The following is a 16,203-nucleotide window of genomic DNA, read 5'->3' on the forward strand; positions in this document are numbered from 1 at the left end:
GGGTGAGTGCGTGCAGCTCTTCGAGCAGCGGCTGCTCGAGGGCGGCGACGATCAGCAGCACGAGGTCGGCGCCGGCGGCCCGGGCCTCGAGCACCTGGTACGGGGTGGCGATGAAGTCTTTGCGCAGCACGGGAACCGAGACCGCCCCGTGCACGGCGACGAGGTCTTCGAGACTGCCCTTGAAGCGCCGCCCCTCGGTCAGCACGCTGATCGCCGAAGCGCCGCCGCGCTCGTAGAGGCCGGCCTGCAGCGCGGGATCGGGGATGCTGGCGAGGTCACCGCGCGAGGGGCTCGCCCGCTTCACCTCGGCGATGATCTTGACGCGTTCACCGGGCGCAAGCGCAACCATGGCATCGCGAGCGGCCGGCGCGGACAGCGCGGCGCGCTCGACGACGGCGAGCGGACGTGTCACGGCGCGGCTGTTCGCGTCCTCGACTGCGCCGGCCGTGAGGTCGGCGAGCATGCTTGGACTCACTGGCGCTCGCTCAGCACGAGTGATCAATGCTCTTTCGCGATGACTTTGTCGCCGCCGACGCCGTAGCCGGCCTTGGCCATGGCCCAGCCGACGAGCAGACCCACGACGACGAGCCCGGCGGATGCCCAGACGAGCCACGCCCAGTCGAAGAAGTAGGCCACCGTTCCGATGCCGATCGCGACGAGCATGATCGTCACGGCCGTCCACGCGGCGGGCGAGTGTCCGTGACCGGGGTCGCCGATGGGGTTGGTCATAGTCTCCTCCGAGGGGATTGCGAGCGCGTTTCAGTCTAGTGGGGCGGCTCAGCGGGTGGGATCCTCGCCGCGCGACAGGCCATCCCACGAGTCGACCGCATCGAGCGGCGCGGCCGGGGATGCCGTCGACGTGGCCGCATCGGTGCGGTACCGGCGGCCGGCGCCGCGCCACGTGCGCGCGGTGACGAGCGTGAGGATGCCGGCCGCGAGCAGCAGGACCCAGCCGACGAGCGTGACGACGGGCCACGGGGTGATCGTGACCGCCGCGACGAGATCGGCCACGGCATCCGCGCCGCTGATGCCGGTGGCACCCGTCACGGTCGATGCGACGGCAGAGGTGGGGCGTTCGACGAACGAGACCCAGGTCTGCCACCCGAGCACGGCGGCGATCGCGACGGTGAGCGCGCCGAAGACGTAACGGAGAACGAGCCCGACGATCGACAGGGCGGCACCCAGCGCGAGCACGGCCAGGCTGAGCGGAGCCAGCACCGGGATCGCCGCGGCGCCGGCGACGAGCAGCGCCTCGTCGGCTCCCTGGGTCAGTGTCACGGTCAGCCAGGTCTGGGTGGAGGAGATGACGCCGAGGGCGCCGGCTGCCAGCGTCGCCGTGACGGCGAGCAGCCGGGCCCTGCGGATCACGGGGTCTCCCCGGGGTCGGCGCCGACGACGGCGTGCAGATCGTCGGCGTCGAAGCACGTGCGGGTGCCCGTGTGGCACGCGGGCCCGACCTGGTGCACCTCGATCAGGACGGCGTCGCCGTCGCAGTCGAGTCGTGCCGCCTTGACGTGCTGCGTGTGCCCGGACGTGTCGCCCTTGCGCCAGTATTCCTGGCGCGAGCGCGACCAGAAGGTGACGCGGCCCGTGGTCAGCGTGCGGCGCAGGGCCTCGGCATCCATCCATCCCAGCATGAGCACTTCGCGGGTGTCCCACTCCTGGATGATCGCCGCGACGAGCCCGTCGGCATTGAAGGCGACCCGGGCGATGCGGTCTTCGAGCGCGCTCACTTCACCCATCGCACGTCGATCCCATCCGCCCGCAGGGCATCTTTGACATCGCCCACGGTGAGGGCGCCGGAGTGGAACACGCTTGCGGCGAGAACGGCGTCTGCGCCGGCGTGCAGGGCGGGGGCGAAGTGCTCCACGCCGCCCGCGCCGCCGGAGGCGATGACGGGCACGCTCGACACCTCCCGCATGAGCCGGATGAGCTCGAGGTCGAAACCCTGCTTCGTGCCGTCGGCGTCGATCGAGTTGACGAGCAGTTCGCCGGCTCCGCGCTCGATGGCCTCGCGCGCCCACTCGAGCGCGTCGAGCGTCGTCTCGGTGCGGCCGCCGTGGGTCGTCACCACGAAGCCGCTCTCGGTGGCTTGCGAGCGTTTGACGTCGAGCGAGAGGACGAGCACCTGGGCTCCGAAGCGGTCGGCGATCTCATCGACGAGTGCGGGGCGTGCGATGGCCGCGGAATTGACGCCGATCTTGTCGGCGCCGACCGAGAGCAGGCGCGCCACGTCGTCGGCGGAGCGCACTCCCCCGCCTACCGTCAGCGGGATGAACACCCGCTCGGCGGTGCGCCGGACTACGTCGTACGTCGTCGACCGCTCGTCGACGGTGGCGGTCACGTCGAGGAATGTGATCTCGTCGGCACCCTGTGCGAAGTAGCGGTCCGCGAGCTCGACGGGATCGCCCATGTCGCGCAGGTTCGCGAAGTTCACGCCCTTGACGACGCGCCCCGCGGCGACATCGAGGCACGGGATGACGCGGCAGACGAGACTCATCGGCGCACCTACAGCCTCGCGTTGTGGATCTCGGTGACGATGATGGCGCGCGCGCCGATGGCGTAGAGGGCGTCCATGACCTGGTTGACGCCCTTCCGCGGGCTCATCACCCGGACGGCCACCCACTCCGGGTCGCGCAGGGGCGAGATCGTCGGCGACTCGATGCCGGGGGCGACCGCGACGGCGGACTCGACGAGGTTCGCGGGCAGGTCGTAGTCGACCATCACATACCGGCGTGCGACCATCACGCCGCGCAGGCGGCGAAGGAGCGTTTCGGTGCCTTCGACCTCCTCGGGCGCGGTGATCAGCACCGCCTCCGACTCGAGCAGGATCGGTCCGAAGATCTCCAGACCCGCCTGCTTGAGCGTGGTTCCGGTCGAGACGACATCCGCCACCGCGTCGGCTACGCCCAGGCGTACCGCCGATTCGACCGCGCCGTCGAGCGGCACGAGGTCGACGGCGACGCCGTGCTCGTCGAGATACCCGTCGACGAGCCCGGGGTAGGCGGTCGCGACGCGTACGCCCTCGAGGTCCTCCAGGGTCGAGAAGCGCCCCGGGGGGCCTGCGAAGCGGAACGTGGAGTCGGCGAATCCCAGGGATTCGATCTCGCGCGCAGGCATCCGGGCATCGAGCAGCAGGTCGCGCCCCGTGATGCCGACATCCAGCGCCCCCGAGCCGACGTACGTCGCGATGTCGCGCGGGCGGAGATAGAAGAACTCGACGCCGTTGTGCGGGTCGATCACGTGCAGGTCTTTGGGGTCGCGGCGAAGCGTGTAGCCCGCCTCGGCGAGCATCTCGGAGGCCGTGTCAGCGAGGGAGCCCTTATTGGGCACGGCGATACGCAACATGGATGCGGCAGCTTTCGGTGTCGGAGAAAAGGGGCTGGGCTCGGGGTCAGAGATGTCGGTAGACATCCTCGAGCGAGATGCTCTTCGCGAGCATCAGCACTTGCAGGTGATACAGCAGCTGGGAGATCTCCTCCGCGGCGGCCTCCTGCGACTCGTACTCCGCGGCCATCCACACCTCGGCGGCCTCTTCGACGATCTTCTTGCCGATCGCGTGCACCCCGGCATCGAGCTGCGCGACGGTCCCGGAACCTTCCGGCCGTTCGGCAGCGCGCGTCGCGAGTTCCGCGAACAGCTCGTCGAAAGTCTTCACCATGCCAGGGTACCGGCCCCGCGAGTGCCCGCGGAGCCGTGCGACGCGTGTGCGCTGATCAGTGCGAGTGCCGGGCGGCCATCGAGCGGAGGGCGGCGATCGCGGCGCCGGGGTCGGCCGCGCCGAACACCGCGGAGCCGGCGACGAACGTGTCGGCTCCGGCCTCGGCCGCCTGGGCGATCGTCGACTCGGAGATGCCGCCGTCGACCTGGAGCCACACGGCGCTCCCCCGCCGCCGCGCCTCGTCCGACAGCATCCGCAGCTTCGGCATCGTCTCGGGCATGAACGACTGGCCGCCGAAGCCGGGCTCGACCGTCATCACCAGGATCTGGTCGAACTCGTCGAGCACATCGAGCAGCCCGTCGATCGGCGTGCCCGGCTTGACCGCCACGCCGGCTCGCGCGCCGATGCCGCGCAGAGTGCGCGCGAGCGTCACGGGTTCGGCCGCGGCCTCGAGGTGGAACGTGACCGATGCCGCACCGAGCTCGGCGTAGCCGGGTGCCCAGCGGGCCGGATCGGTGATCATCAGGTGCACATCGAGCGGGACCGGGCTCGTCGCCTGCACGCGCTCGACCATCTGCGGGCCGAACGTCAGATTCGGCACGAAATGGTTGTCCATGACGTCGACGTGCACGAAGTCGGCGCCCGCGATGCGGGCCAGATCCGACTGCATGTTCGCGAAGTCGGCGGCGAGAATGCTGGGGTTGATGCGGGGCTGCGAGTCTTCGGGGGGCACGCGTCCATTATGGCGAGTGCGCCGATAGGGTCAGGTCCGTGGACCCCATCCTCCAGCTGCTCGATGGCATCTTGGCCGACATTCGCCCGAACGACGGCGGCCAGACCGCCCAGTACATCCCCGAGCTCGCGACAGCGGAGCCCGACCTCCTGGCCCTGGCGATCGTCGGCCCCCGCGGTGCGGTCCTGTCGGTCGGCGACGATCACGCCGAGTTCAGCATCCAGTCGATCTCCAAGCCGTTCGTGCTCGCCCTCGCCCTCGCCGACCTCGGCCGGGAGGAGGTGTTCCGCCGCGTCGGTGTCGAACCGAGCGGCGAGCCATTCAACGCGATCAGCCTCGAGCCGGCCACCGGACGGCCCGCCAACCCGCTCGTCAACGCGGGGGCCATCGCCACGACCGCGATGCTGCCGGGCGACGGCATCGACTCGCGCACGGCGGCGATCGTGGCGGGACTGTCGCGCTTCGCGGGGCGGTCGCTGTGGATCGACGAGTCCGTGTACCGGTCGGAGTCGCAGACGGGGCATCGCAATCGTGCCCTGGGGCATCTGATGCGCTCGTACGACATCATCACGGGCGATGTCGATGAGGCCCTCGAGGTCTATTTCCGGCAGTGCTCGATCCTGGTGACGGTGCGCGACCTCGCGGTCATGGCCGCGACCCTCGCCTTCGGTGGCCGCAATCCCACGACGGGGGTGCAGGTCGTCTCCCCCGCGGTCGCGCGCGATGTCATCTCGGTCATGTCCAGCTGCGGGATGTACGACTTCTCCGGCGAGTGGCTGCTGCGGGTCGGCCTTCCCGCCAAGAGCGGTGTCAGCGGCGGCCTGCTCGCCGTGGCTCCGTCGCAGTTCGGGGTCGGGGTGTTCAGCCCGCGGCTGGACGCGCACGGCAACAGCGTGCGGGCGGCGGCCGCCCTCGAGCGACTTTCGAGCGACTTCGAGATGCACCTGCTCGAATCGCACGCAGGCATCGCCGAGCCGACCATCCGCATCGAGCGCAACGACGGCGAGACCGTCGTGCGCCTGGGTGGCGAGCTCGGCATCAGCGGCATCGAGCGGGTCATGACGGTCGTGGCCGAGCTCGCCGACTCCGAGAAGATCACGATCGACGGGACCGACCTCGCCCGCACGCACCCCGCGGTGCTCGTCGTGCTGCGCACCCAGCTCGGCGAGAGCGACGGCGTGCGGATCATCGGCTGAACCCGCGAATCGCTCGCTAGAGGCGGCGCAGCAGCGTGATGAACATCGCATCCGTGCCGTGCCGATGCGGCCAGAGCTGGGCGCGGCCCGATCCGTCCGAGGGCGCCGGCAGGTCGAGCGGGGTCGCGCTGACCTCCTGCAGCACCTGACGCGCGTCGAGCTCCTCGATGCGATCGCCCCACGCCCGCCGCGCGTCGGCGACGACCGCCGTTGTCTCGGCCAGGTGCGGAGAGCAGGTCACATACGCCAGGATGCCGCCGGGAGCGAGCGCGCCGAGGGCGGCGTCGACGAGCTCGGCCTGGAGCCTCGCGAGGTCGGGCACGTCGGAGGGAGACTTGCGCCACCGCGCCTCCGGCCGTCGGCGGAGGGCGCCGAGCCCGGTGCACGGGGCATCGACGAGGATGCGGTCGTAACGCTGCGACCCGTCCGCGACGAGGTCGCGACCGTCCTCTTCGCTGACCTCGACCTCGAGCGGAACGCCCTCCACGGCCCCGCGCACGAGGCCCGCGCGTGCGGGGGTGATCTCGTTGGCATCGAGCCTCGCGCCACCCGCCAGCGCCTCCGCGGCGAGCACCGCGGTCTTGCCGCCGGGACCGGCGCAGAGATCGAGCCAGCGCTCGCCTTCGCGGATCGGCACGGCGCGGCTGAGGGCGAGGGCCGCGAGCTGCGAACCCTCGTCCTGCACGCGGATGCGTCCCTCCGAGCCTCTGACCACGGAATCGGGGTCGCCGCCGCCGAGCCGGAAGCCGATCGGCGAATACGGCGTGCGCTGCGCGTCCTCGGGCATCTCGCTGATGCCAGGCAGCGCCGCCATCGTCACCCCCGGCGAGATGTTGTCCGCAGCGAGCAGGGCGTCGATCTCGTGCGCCCGCCCTTCGGCCGCGAGCGCGCGGCGGAACGCCCGGATGATCCACACGGGATGCGCGGTGTGAAGGCCGAGTCGTTCGTCGTCGGAGCGGGCCGCCGCATCGATGCGCGACATCCACTCCCCCGGCGTCTCCCGCGAGATGCGTCGCAGAACGGCGTTCGTGAACCCGGATGCCGAATGGCCGAGGGCCTCGCGGGCGAGCGTCACGGACTCGTTCACCGCCGCGTGCGAGGCGACACGGGTGTGCAGCAGCTGATGGATCGCCAGGCGCAGGGCGTCGAGCACCGGCGGATCGATGTCGCGGACGTCGCGGGAAGATGCCGCCATGATGATGGCGTCGTACGTTCCCTGGCGGCGCAGTGTGCCGTAGGTCAGCTCCGTCGCGAGACCGGCGTCCTGCGTCGACAGGCCGGCGCGCGCGATCGCGCGCGGCAGCAGCAGGTTGGCGTAGGCATCCGACTCGTGCACCGCCCGCAGCGTGTCGAACGCGACCCGGCGCGCCGGCTGAACCGCGCTCATGTGCCCGCTCGCGCTTCGCCGCTGCGCACACCGCGCCACCAGTCGCCGGCGGCCATCGCCTGCTTGCCCGAGGGCTGCACACGCGATACGGCGATCGCCTGCGTCGCGGTGCCGATCAGGATGTCGCGGCCTCGCGCGGCGATCTCTCCGGGCCTCAGCGACACCGAGCCGTCGGGAAGGTGGGCATCGAGCAGTTTGAGGCGTATCCCGCCGACGGTCGTGTGCGCGCCCGGCTCGGGGGTGACCCCGCGGATGCGGCCCGAGATCGCTTCGGCGGATCGCTCCCAGTCGATCGCCCCATCCGCTTCGCTGAGCTTCGGGGCGAACGTTGCGACACCGGCCTGCGGGGCGGCGACCGCCGTGCCGTCCTCGATTCCCGCCACCACATCGCGGAGCAGCTCCGCGCCGAGCCCGGCGAGGTCGAACAGCACGTCCGCCGCGGTGGCGCGGGACGACACCGCGTAGCGGCGCTCGTCGTACACGTCGCCCGCGTCGAGCTCGGTCACGAGCTGGAACACGCTCGCACCCGTCTCCTCGTCGCCCGCGATCAGGGCGTGCTGCACCGGCGCCGCTCCCCGCCAGCGCGGCAGCAGCGAGAAGTGCAGGTTGATCCATCCGTGGGCGGGCGTGGAGAGCAGCGGTTCGCGCACGAGCCCCCCGTACGCCACGATCACGCCGAGTTCCGCATGGAGTGCCGCCAGCTGCGCGGTGGCCGCATCATCCAGCCGTGCCGTCTTGAGAACCGGCAGCCCGAGGTCTTCGGCGGCGGCGCCCACCGGCGAGGGCGTGATCACCCGCTTGCGTCCGAGGGGCGCGTCGGGGCGGGTGACGACCGTCGCGATGTCGTGATCGGATGCGGCGAGCACGCGGAGCGAAGGGACTGCCGCTTCGGGTGTCCCGGCGAAGATCAACCGCATGTCGCCTCCGTCAGAGCCCCGCGCCGTTCCTAGAGAAGCGGGTCCACGACGTCGACCCGCACTCTGAGTGTATTGCGCGGCGTCCGGCCCTTTGCTGCGCGGCGGGAGCGCAGTGCCTCCGCGACGACCGAGGAGCGCAGGCTGGAGGTGACGGCCGAGCCGCTCGCGTAGTCGAACCGCACGAGTGTGCGGGCATGCGGCACGTCCGAGCGCGGGTCTTCGTCGGGGAGCGGGCCGAGGATGGCGTCGGCCGCCATGTCGGGCACCGCCTCGCGCAGCGCCGCCAGCGCGCGATCGACGGCCGCCGGAGAACCCTCGAGCAGGGCGACCCGCGAAGCGGGGGGCATTCGCAGCGGTGCGCGGGTCACGAGCTCCGCCCGTGCGTAGGCGGGCTGCGTCCACGTGGCCAGCGCTCGTGCGACGCCCCCGGTCACCCCCACCAGGTGCACGGGCGCGCCCGGTGCCGCGAGGGCCGCAGCGTTCGACCACCAGCGCAGACACGACTCGGCGATGCGGAGCGACTCGGCGAGCAGCATCCGATCGCCGTCGAGCAGGATGACGGCGCGGTAGCCGCCGGCGGCCAGAGGTTCGGCACCCCTCGTCGCCACGACCAGCGCCGGACGTGCATCGACGTGGGTGACCGGATGATCGCCGTCGGCGACGATCACCCGGACGCCGGGGAACGCTCGCCCGAGTTCGTCGGCGGTGCGCTCGCTGCCGGAGGAGGCCAGGCGGAGCTTCGATGACTCGCAGTGCGGGCAGACCCAGCCGCGGGCGGCGCGTCCGCACCATCCGCACACCGGCACCGCGCGCGGGCCCGGTGCGTGGAGAGGCCCGGCACATTCGGGGCAGCGCGCCGGCTGACGGCAGTCCCCGCAGACGAGGACGGGTGAATAGCCGGGCCGTGCCACCTGCACGAGCACGGGCCCGTGGGCCAGCGCCTCGCGGGCGGCCCGGAACGCCGACGAAGGCACGCGCGCGGACTGCGCCTCACCCTGGACCGACGCGCTCAGGACGACTTTCGGGGCCTCCCGCCGGGCGGTCGCCACCTCGCGAAGCCACCCCACGGCGACGAGTCGCTCCACGTCGGTCGTGCGCGTATGACCCGCGAACAGCAGGGCGCCGCCGTCCAGCTCCTGGCGCACGAGGGCGGCATCCCGGGCGTGCACGTACGGGGCGAGGGGCTCCTCGAGGAGGGGATCGCCGTCGTCCCACACCGCGATGAGCCCCAGGTCGCGGACGGGGGCATAGACCGCCGACCGGTTGCCGATCACGATGCAGGGCGCCCGGCCGAGGGCCCGGAGGAACGAGCGGTAGCGCTCGGGGTTCGGGCGCCGCGCGTCGAAGCGCACGAGCGCCCCCTCTGGCAGCACGCCGTCGAACGCCGACTCGACCTGCTCCTGGTCGCGGTAGTCGGGGACGACGATGATCGCACTGCGGCCCTCCGCGAGCACGGTGACCGCGGCGGCCGCGAGGGTGAGGGCCCACGCGCCGACCTCGCCGCCGGCGGGTGCGATCGCCGGGCGGGGCGGGGCATCGAGCGCCACCCGCTCCCCCGCGGGCAGCGCATCGCCGAGCCCCGCGAACGGGGCGAGGGTCTTCAGAGCCCAGGCGCGCGCTTCGTCGGAGGGGACCGGCCGTGGCGGGGCATCCGCCGTCAGCCACGCCTTCTCGACCCGCACCTGGCGCTTGGGCAGCACCAGCCGGAGGATGTCGACGGCCGAGCCCGCGGCGCGATCGGCGACGCGGCGGGCCAGGGCGTACAGGTGCGGCGGCAGCACGGCGGCCGACGAGACGACGGCGTCGAGCTCGGAGAGCGGCCGCTCGGCGTCATCCGCCTCGCCCAGCTCGACGAGGTATGCGTCGACGAGGCGCCCCGCCGTTCGCAGCGGCACTCGTACGCGGACACCCGGTTGGGCCTCCGCCGCGAGGTTGTCGGGGATGGCGTAGTCGAAGAGCCTGTCGAGCTGCGGAAGGGGCGAGTCGATCAGCACGCGGGCGACGCGCCGCGGCATCCTCGCCGCCCCGCCGAGAGGCGGAGCCATCTCACGCCCCGGCGGCTGCGCGGAGCTCGTCGACCCGGTCGAGACGCTCCCACGTGAAGTCGGGAAGCTCGCGGCCGAAGTGCCCGTAGGCGGCCGTCTGGGCGTAGATGGGGCGGAGCAGGTCGAGCTGGTCGATGATCGCCTTCGGGCGCAGGTCGAAGACGTCGAGGATCGCGCGCGTGATGGCGTCGTCGGGCACGCGGCCGGTCCCGAAGGTCTCCACGTAGAGCCCCACCGGCTTGGCCTTGCCGATGGCGTAGGCGATCTGCACCTCGAGGCGGTCCGCGAGGCCTGCAGCAACCGCGTTCTTCGCAACCCAGCGCATCGCGTAGGCGCCCGAGCGATCGACCTTCGACGGGTCTTTGCCGCTGAACGCGCCGCCGCCGTGGCGCGATGCGCCGCCGTAGGTGTCGATGATGATCTTGCGCCCCGTCAGCCCGGCGTCGCCCTTGGGACCGCCGGTCACGAACGGTCCGGCGGGATTGATGTAGAACTTCACATCGGGCAGGTCGAGGCCCGTCGCCTCGAGGATGGGGTCGATGACCTCGGCCCGGACGGCGGCGCGCAGCGCCTTCTGCGAGATGTCCGGGTGATGCTGCGTCGAGAGCACGACCGATTCGACCGTCTTGGGCACCTGGCCGTCGTATCCGAGCGTGACCTGCGTCTTGCCGTCGGGGCGCAAAAACGGCAGGGCACCGCTCCGGCGCACTTCGGCGAGGCGCTCCGCCATGCGATGCGCCGTCCACGCCGCCATGGGCATGAGCTGCGGGGTCTCGGTCGTCGCGTAGCCGAACATGATGCCCTGATCGCCGGCACCCTGCTCGTCCCGGGGGTCGACGGAGCCGCCCTCGCGGCGCTCGAAGGCCTTGTCGACGCCGGCCGCGATGTCGGAGGACTGGGCGCCGATCGAGACGCTGACCCCGCACGACTCGCCGTCGAAGCCGGTGTCGCTCGACGTGTAGCCGATGCGATTGACCACGCCGCGGACGATGGCGGGGATCTCGACGTACGCGCTCGTCGACACCTCGCCCGCCACGTGCACGAGGCCCGTGGTGACGAGCGTCTCGACCGCGGCGCGACCGGTGGGATCGTCGGCGAGGATCGCATCGAGGATGCTGTCGGAGATCTGGTCGCAGATCTTGTCGGGGTGTCCCTCGGTGACGGACTCCGAGGTGAACAGACGCAGCTCAGTCATCGATGCTCCAGGTCGGCCCCGGGGTGCAGGGCGTGCTCCAGTACGGGTGCGGATCGGCACCAGTATGCCCGCGCCGTCCGACACTCGTCGGCGGCTGTCGCAGTGTGACGCTCGACGCGTCTCGCACCGCTACTCGACGTGGCGCAGGCGGAGCTTGTCCTCGTTGATCTCGTGCAGCGCGATCGTGAGCGGCTTGTCCTCGACCGAGGAGTCGACGAGCGGCCCGACGTTGTCGAAGAGGTTGCCCTCGTGCAGGTCGGAGTAGTAGTCGTTGATCTGGCGCGCACGCTTGGATGCGTAGATGACCAGCTGGTACTTCGAGTCGACCTTGTCGAGCAGGTTGTCGATGGGCGGGTCGATGATGCCCTGGTTCTTCGTTCCGGCCATGGCGAAACCTCCTGTTTCGGTGACGGATGTCAGTGAGAAGCGGCAGCGCACTGTGGGCGCGCGCCCTTCGATTCGCTTCGCTCGCTCAGGGACCGAGTCGATCCACAAGCGCTCAGCTCGTCGGGCGCGCGGGCGCCTGGACCAATTCTACGACCTCGCGCGACGCCGAGGCGACGTCGTCGTTCACGACGCGGTAGTCGAACTCGTTCTGGGCGGCCAATTCGGTGCGCGCGGTGCGCAGGCGACGGGCCCTCTCCTCGTCGTCTTCGGTGCCGCGGCCGACGAGTCTCTGGACGAGTTCGTCCCAGCTGGGCGGAAGCAGGAAGACGAGGGTGGCGCTCGGTTCCGCCTCGAGCACCTGTCGGGCGCCCTGCAGATCGATCTCGAGCAGCACCGTCTGCCCCTCGGCCAGTGCCTTCTCGATCGGCGCGCGCGGGGTGCCGTAGCGGTACTTGTTGTGCACGGTCGCGTGCTCGAGCAGCGCGCCCGAGGCGATGAGCCGGTCGAACTCCGCGTCGTCGACGAAGTAGTAGTGCTCGCCGTCGACCTCGGAGGGGCGCGGTGGGCGTGTCGTCGCCGACACCGAGAGGTGGATCTCGGGGTGGTGCTCCTGGATGTGCGCGGCCACCGTGCCCTTGCCGACGGCGGTCGGGCCGGCCAGGACGATGAGGCGGCTGCGGCCTGCCCGGGGCGCGGGCTCGGGCAGCCGGTCATCGAGCCAGCGGCCGAGGTCACGGCGCTGGCGCGCGCCCAGACCGCCGACGCGCTTGACCGGCGAGATGTCGAGCTGGCGCAGGATGCGATCGCGCTTGCCCTCGCCGATCGCGGGGATGCTGGTCAGAAACTCTGTGACGCGCATCGTGCCCGCGGGCGATGCCGGATCGGCGTAGGCGCGGCGCAGGAGCTCCTGCGGCGAGACGACGCGAGTGCTGACGTCGCGCTTGAGGCTCGCGCGGGCGCGCCGCGCGGCGACGGCCTTGCGGGATGCCGCGACGCGGTCGACCTCGGGCGGCCGCTGTCCGTCAACCATGTGAACTCCTGTACTCCCGAACGCGTGCGTCGATCGCCGCAGCAAGCCCGTCGGGCCCGGCCGCGAGCAGGCTGCGGCTCTCCGACGCGATGACGGCGGACGCGGCGCTGCCGAAGAGCCCGGCGAGCTCCCCCGGCTTCGCTCCCTGGTGACCGAACCCCGGAGCGAGGATCGGGGCAATGGGTGCGATCTGCGCCGGCAGCCCGGCATCCGCCCAATCGACCGTAGCGCCGATCACGAATCCGATGCTCGCCCACTCGCCGGGAACGGTCGAAACCGCGTTGAACCCCGAGACCTCGCGGGTGATCTCGGCCGCGATCGTCCGCTCCCCGCCGACGATCGCCCGTTGCTGGGCGTGCGCCTCGGGATTGCTGGTGGCGGCGAGCACGAAGACGCCCTTGCCGTGTGCGAGGGCGAAGCGGAAGGTGTCGACGAGCGAGAGCACCCCGAGGTAGGGGCTGACGGTGATCGCGTCGGCCTCCAGCGGCGAGCCCGGGGTGAGCCACGCGCGCGTGTAGGCGTCCATGGTCGTGCCGATATCGCCGCGCTTGGCGTCGGCGATCACGAGCAGCCCCGCCGCACGCGCCGCCGCGAGCACGTCCTCGAGGGCGGCGAACCCCGCCGAGCCGTAGCGCTCGAAGAACGACACCTGCGGCTTGACGATGCCGGCGCGGCCGGCCGCGGCATCCACCGTCCTCAGCCCGAACTCGCGCACGCCCGCGGCCGAGGCGTCCAGTTCCCACGCGCGGAGCAGGTGCTCATGCGGGTCGATGCCCACGCAGAGCGGGCCCCTCTCCCCCAGAGCCCCGCGGACGCGGTCGCCGAATGCGGGTGCGTCGCTCACAGGCGAGCCGCCCGTTCGATCGCGTATTCCTGCAGGCTCTTGACGTCGTAGCCGGCACGCACCGCGTCGAACGAGCTCACCGCGGCACCGAGCACCGCCATTGTCGTGAAGAGCGCCTTGTCGGCGGCGACGGCCGCGGCGCGGATCTCGTAGCCGTCGGCGCGCGCCGAGCGACCGCTCGGGGTGTTCACGACGATGTCGATCTCGCCCGCATTGATGAGGTCGACGATGTTCGTCTCCCCCGATTCCTGCGTCGCGCTGTACTTGTTCACGACCTCGACGGCGATGCCGTTGCGGGCCAGGATCTCGGCCGTGCCCTCGGTGGCGACGAGCGTGAAGCCGAGCTGCTGCAGGCGGTGCGCGGGAAGGATGACGGCGCGCTTGTCGCTGTCGGCCACCGAGATGAAGACCGTGCCCGTAAGCGGCATACCCCCGTACGCGGCCTCCTGGCTCTTCGCGAACGCGCGCGGGAAGTCGCGGTCGATGCCCATCACCTCGCCCGTCGAGCGCATCTCGGGGCCGAGCACGGAGTCGACCGTCTGCCCGTCCTTCGTGCGGAACCGCTTGAACGGCAGCACGGCCTCCTTGACCGACACCGGCGAGTCGAGGGGGACGCGCGACCCGTCGATCTGCGGCAGCAGCCCCTCGGTCTTGAGCTCGGCGATCGTGGCGCCCGCCATGATGCGCGCGGCGGCCTTCGCGAGCGGGATGCCGAGCGCCTTGGAGACGAAGGGCACGGTGCGGCTCGCGCGGGGATTCGCCTCGATGACGTACAGCACGCCCGCGCTGATCGCGAACTGCACGTTGATCAGGCCCTGCACGCCGACGCCCTGCGCGATCGCGAGCGTCGCCTCGCGCACGCGATCGACCTCGGTGCGGCCGAGCGAGATGGGTGGCAGCGTGCAGCTCGAGTCGCCGGAGTGGATGCCCGCCTCCTCGAGGTGCTCCATCACCCCTCCGATGTACAGCTCGTGTCCGTCGTACAGGGCGTCGACGTCGAGCTCGATGGCGTCGTCGAGGAACCGGTCGACGAGCAGCGGCATCCCCGGCCCGACGATCACCTCTCCCGCCGTTCGCACGAAGTAGTCGCGCAGGCTGGCCGTGTCGTACACGATCTCCATGCCGCGCCCACCGAGGACGAAGCTGGGACGCACGAGGATCGGGTAGCCGATGTCCTCCGCGACCCGTACGGCGCCCTCGACGTCGGTCGCGGTGCCGTGGCGGGGGGCGAGAAGCGCTGCCGCGTCGAGGATGTCGCTGAAGAGCTGCCGCTCCTCGGCGAGGTCGATGGCCGCGGGGCTCGTGCCGAGGATGCGGTAGCCGGCATCCTGGATGCCCTTCGCGAGGCCGAGGGGCGTCTGCCCGCCGAGCTGACAGATCACGCCCAGGATCTGGCCCGATCGGGCCTCGGCATGCAGAACTTCGAGCACGTCCTCCAGGGTCAGCGGCTCGAAGTAGAGGCGGTCGCTCGTGTCGTAGTCGGTCGAGACCGTCTCGGGGTTGCAGTTGACCATGACGGTCTCGTAGCCCGCTTCGGAGAGGGCGAACGACGCGTGCACGCACGAGTAGTCGAACTCGACGCCCTGGCCGATGCGGTTCGGGCCCGAGCCGATGATGACGATCTTGGTCCGCTCCGAGGGCTGCACCTCGGTCTCGAAGTCGTAGCTCGAGTAGTGGTACGGCGTGAGCGCGGGGAACTCGCCTGCGCACGTGTCGACGGTCTTGTAGACGGGACGGAGTCCGAACGCGTGGCGGATGCCGCGGATGCCGACCTCCGAATCGCCCCGCAGCTGTGCGATCTGGGCGTCGCTGAAGCCGTGCTCCTTCGCGATCCGGAGCACGTCCGGGCTGAGCTCGGCAGCGCCGTGCACGAACTCCGCGACTTCGTTGATCAGGACGATCTGATCGAGGAACCACGGGTCGATCCCGGTCGCCCCGAACAGCTGCTCGACCGTGGCGCCCTTGCGGAGCGCCTGCTGCACCGTGACGATGCGGCCATCGGTCGGGACCGCGGCGATCTCGAGCAGCTGCTCGAGCGAGCGCGGCTCGACGCCCCAGTGGAAGCTCGAACCGCGCTTCTCGAGCGAGCGCAGCGCCTTCTGCAGCGCGGTCGCGTAGTTGCGGCCGATCGCCATGGCCTCGCCCACCGACTTCATCGTGGTCGTCAGCGTCGCGTCGGCGGCCGGGAACTTCTCGAACGCGAACCGCGGCACCTTGACCACGACGTAGTCGAGCGTGGGCTCGAAGCTCGCGGGCGTCACCTTGGTGATGTCGTTCGGGATCTCGTCGAGCCGGTAGCCGATCGCGAGCTTGGCCGCGATCTTGGCGATCGGGAACCCGGTCGCCTTCGACGCCAGCGCCGACGAGCGCGAGACCCGCGGGTTCATCTCGATCACGATGATGCGGCCGTCGGCGGGGTCGACGGCGAACTGGATGTTGCAGCCGCCCGTGTCGACGCCGACCGAACGGATGATGCCGATCGAGAGGTCGCGCAGCTGCTGGTACTCGCGGTCGGTCAGCGTCATCGCCGGCGCCACCGTGATCGAGTCGCCGGTGTGCACGCCCATGGGGTCGAAGTTCTCAATGGAGCACACGATCACGACGTTGTCGGCACGGTCGCGCATGACCTCGAGCTCGTACTCCTTCCACCCGAGGATCGACTCCTCAAGGAGCACTTCGGTCGTGGGGCTGAGGGCGAGCCCGGAGCCGGCGATGCGGTGCAGGTCTTCCTCGTTGTAGGCGAGGCCGGAGCCGCTGCCGCCCATCGTGTAGGAGGGGCGCACCACGACCGGATAGCCCAGGTCGTCG

General features: G+C 71.2%; 17 protein-coding genes. 1 reads left to right on the top strand and 16 read right to left on the bottom strand.

Features of this window, described 5'->3' with window-relative positions; translation table 11 throughout:
* The 8 genes from VNT50_RS04420 to rpe form a co-directional block, all read right to left on the bottom strand.
* Positions 1 to 463: indole-3-glycerol phosphate synthase TrpC (locus VNT50_RS04420; RefSeq protein WP_325483906.1), on the bottom strand; the 463-nt coding region annotated here is incomplete at its 3' end.
* A 35-nt stretch (positions 464 to 498) separates the two neighbouring features.
* Complete coding sequence (locus tag VNT50_RS04425) at positions 499 to 729, bottom strand: DUF6704 family protein (RefSeq protein ID WP_325483890.1); 231 nt, start codon at positions 727 to 729, stop codon at positions 499 to 501.
* Positions 730 to 777: 48 nt separating this feature from the next.
* Positions 778 to 1,368, bottom strand: coding sequence for a Trp biosynthesis-associated membrane protein (locus VNT50_RS04430; protein WP_325483891.1), 591 nt, complete (start codon positions 1,366 to 1,368; stop codon positions 778 to 780).
* Positions 1,365 to 1,733, bottom strand: coding sequence for a phosphoribosyl-AMP cyclohydrolase (hisI, locus tag VNT50_RS04435; protein WP_414683938.1), 369 nt, complete (start codon positions 1,731 to 1,733; stop codon positions 1,365 to 1,367). The genes VNT50_RS04430 and hisI overlap by 4 nt, the downstream gene beginning before the upstream one ends.
* Positions 1,730 to 2,500: an imidazole glycerol phosphate synthase subunit HisF gene (hisF, locus tag VNT50_RS04440; protein WP_325483893.1), complete on the bottom strand. Its 771-nt coding sequence runs from the start codon at positions 2,498 to 2,500 to the stop codon at positions 1,730 to 1,732. The genes hisI and hisF overlap by 4 nt, the downstream gene beginning before the upstream one ends.
* A gap of 8 nt (positions 2,501 to 2,508) precedes the next feature.
* Entirely contained in the window at positions 2,509 to 3,348 is an 840-nt protein-coding gene (gene hisG, locus VNT50_RS04445; protein WP_325483894.1) for an ATP phosphoribosyltransferase, read from the bottom strand.
* A gap of 46 nt (positions 3,349 to 3,394) precedes the next feature.
* Positions 3,395 to 3,658, bottom strand: a complete 264-nt coding sequence (locus tag VNT50_RS04450; protein WP_325483895.1) for a phosphoribosyl-ATP diphosphatase — start codon at positions 3,656 to 3,658, stop codon at positions 3,395 to 3,397.
* Positions 3,659 to 3,716: 58 nt separating this feature from the next.
* Positions 3,717 to 4,394, bottom strand: coding sequence for a ribulose-phosphate 3-epimerase (gene rpe / locus VNT50_RS04455; RefSeq protein WP_325483896.1), 678 nt, complete (start codon positions 4,392 to 4,394; stop codon positions 3,717 to 3,719).
* Positions 4,395 to 4,432: 38 nt separating this feature from the next.
* On the opposite strand from rpe, the gene glsA reads away from it, so the two are divergent.
* A complete protein-coding gene (gene glsA, locus VNT50_RS04460; protein ID WP_325483897.1) occupies positions 4,433 to 5,590 on the top strand; it encodes a glutaminase A in 1,158 nt (385 codons plus the stop codon).
* A gap of 16 nt (positions 5,591 to 5,606) precedes the next feature.
* On the opposite strand, the gene VNT50_RS04465 is transcribed toward glsA, so the two are convergent.
* The 8 genes from VNT50_RS04465 to carB all read right to left on the bottom strand — a co-directional run.
* Positions 5,607 to 6,977, bottom strand: a complete 1,371-nt coding sequence (locus tag VNT50_RS04465; RefSeq protein WP_325483898.1) for an RsmB/NOP family class I SAM-dependent RNA methyltransferase — start codon at positions 6,975 to 6,977, stop codon at positions 5,607 to 5,609.
* A complete protein-coding gene (gene fmt, locus VNT50_RS04470) occupies positions 6,974 to 7,894 on the bottom strand; it encodes a methionyl-tRNA formyltransferase (protein ID WP_325483899.1) in 921 nt (306 codons plus the stop codon). The genes VNT50_RS04465 and fmt overlap by 4 nt, the downstream gene beginning before the upstream one ends.
* 29 nt (positions 7,895 to 7,923) lie before the next feature.
* On the bottom strand, positions 7,924 to 9,939 hold the full coding sequence (locus VNT50_RS04475) for a primosomal protein N' family DNA-binding protein (RefSeq protein WP_325483900.1): 2,016 nt from the start codon (positions 9,937 to 9,939) through the stop codon (positions 7,924 to 7,926).
* 1 nt (position 9,940) lies between these two features.
* Positions 9,941 to 11,134, bottom strand: a complete 1,194-nt coding sequence (gene metK / locus VNT50_RS04480) for a methionine adenosyltransferase (protein WP_325483901.1) — start codon at positions 11,132 to 11,134, stop codon at positions 9,941 to 9,943.
* Positions 11,135 to 11,263: 129 nt separating this feature from the next.
* A complete protein-coding gene (gene rpoZ / locus VNT50_RS04485) occupies positions 11,264 to 11,521 on the bottom strand; it encodes a DNA-directed RNA polymerase subunit omega (protein WP_325483902.1) in 258 nt (85 codons plus the stop codon).
* Positions 11,522 to 11,633: 112 nt separating this feature from the next.
* Positions 11,634 to 12,551, bottom strand: coding sequence for a guanylate kinase (gene gmk, locus VNT50_RS04490; RefSeq protein WP_325483903.1), 918 nt, complete (start codon positions 12,549 to 12,551; stop codon positions 11,634 to 11,636).
* A complete protein-coding gene (gene pyrF, locus VNT50_RS04495; protein ID WP_325483904.1) occupies positions 12,544 to 13,395 on the bottom strand; it encodes an orotidine-5'-phosphate decarboxylase in 852 nt (283 codons plus the stop codon). The genes gmk and pyrF overlap by 8 nt, the downstream gene beginning before the upstream one ends.
* On the bottom strand, positions 13,392 to 16,203 hold a 2,812-nt coding region (gene carB, locus VNT50_RS04500), incomplete at its 5' end, for a carbamoyl-phosphate synthase large subunit (protein WP_325483905.1). The genes pyrF and carB, both read right to left, overlap by 4 nt.

This window comes from Microbacterium sp., assembly GCF_035554235.1.
Classification (GTDB): Bacteria; Actinomycetota; Actinomycetes; order Actinomycetales; family Microbacteriaceae; genus Microbacterium.

Coding starts and splice junctions, on each gene's coding strand:
- VNT50_RS04425 (WP_325483890.1), bottom strand. CDS start 729: ATGACCAACCCCATCGGCGACCCCGGTCACGGACACTCGCCCGCCGCG.
- hisG (WP_325483894.1), bottom strand. CDS start 3,348: ATGTTGCGTATCGCCGTGCCCAATAAGGGCTCCCTCGCTGACACGGCC.
- gmk (WP_325483903.1), bottom strand. CDS start 12,551: ATGGTTGACGGACAGCGGCCGCCCGAGGTCGACCGCGTCGCGGCATCC.
- fmt (WP_325483899.1), bottom strand. CDS start 7,894: ATGCGGTTGATCTTCGCCGGGACACCCGAAGCGGCAGTCCCTTCGCTC.
- hisF (WP_325483893.1), bottom strand. CDS start 2,500: ATGAGTCTCGTCTGCCGCGTCATCCCGTGCCTCGATGTCGCCGCGGGG.
- VNT50_RS04475 (WP_325483900.1), bottom strand. CDS start 9,939: ATGGCTCCGCCTCTCGGCGGGGCGGCGAGGATGCCGCGGCGCGTCGCC.
- VNT50_RS04465 (WP_325483898.1), bottom strand. CDS start 6,977: ATGAGCGCGGTTCAGCCGGCGCGCCGGGTCGCGTTCGACACGCTGCGG.
- rpoZ (WP_325483902.1), bottom strand. CDS start 11,521: ATGGCCGGAACGAAGAACCAGGGCATCATCGACCCGCCCATCGACAAC.
- metK (WP_325483901.1), bottom strand. CDS start 11,134: ATGACTGAGCTGCGTCTGTTCACCTCGGAGTCCGTCACCGAGGGACAC.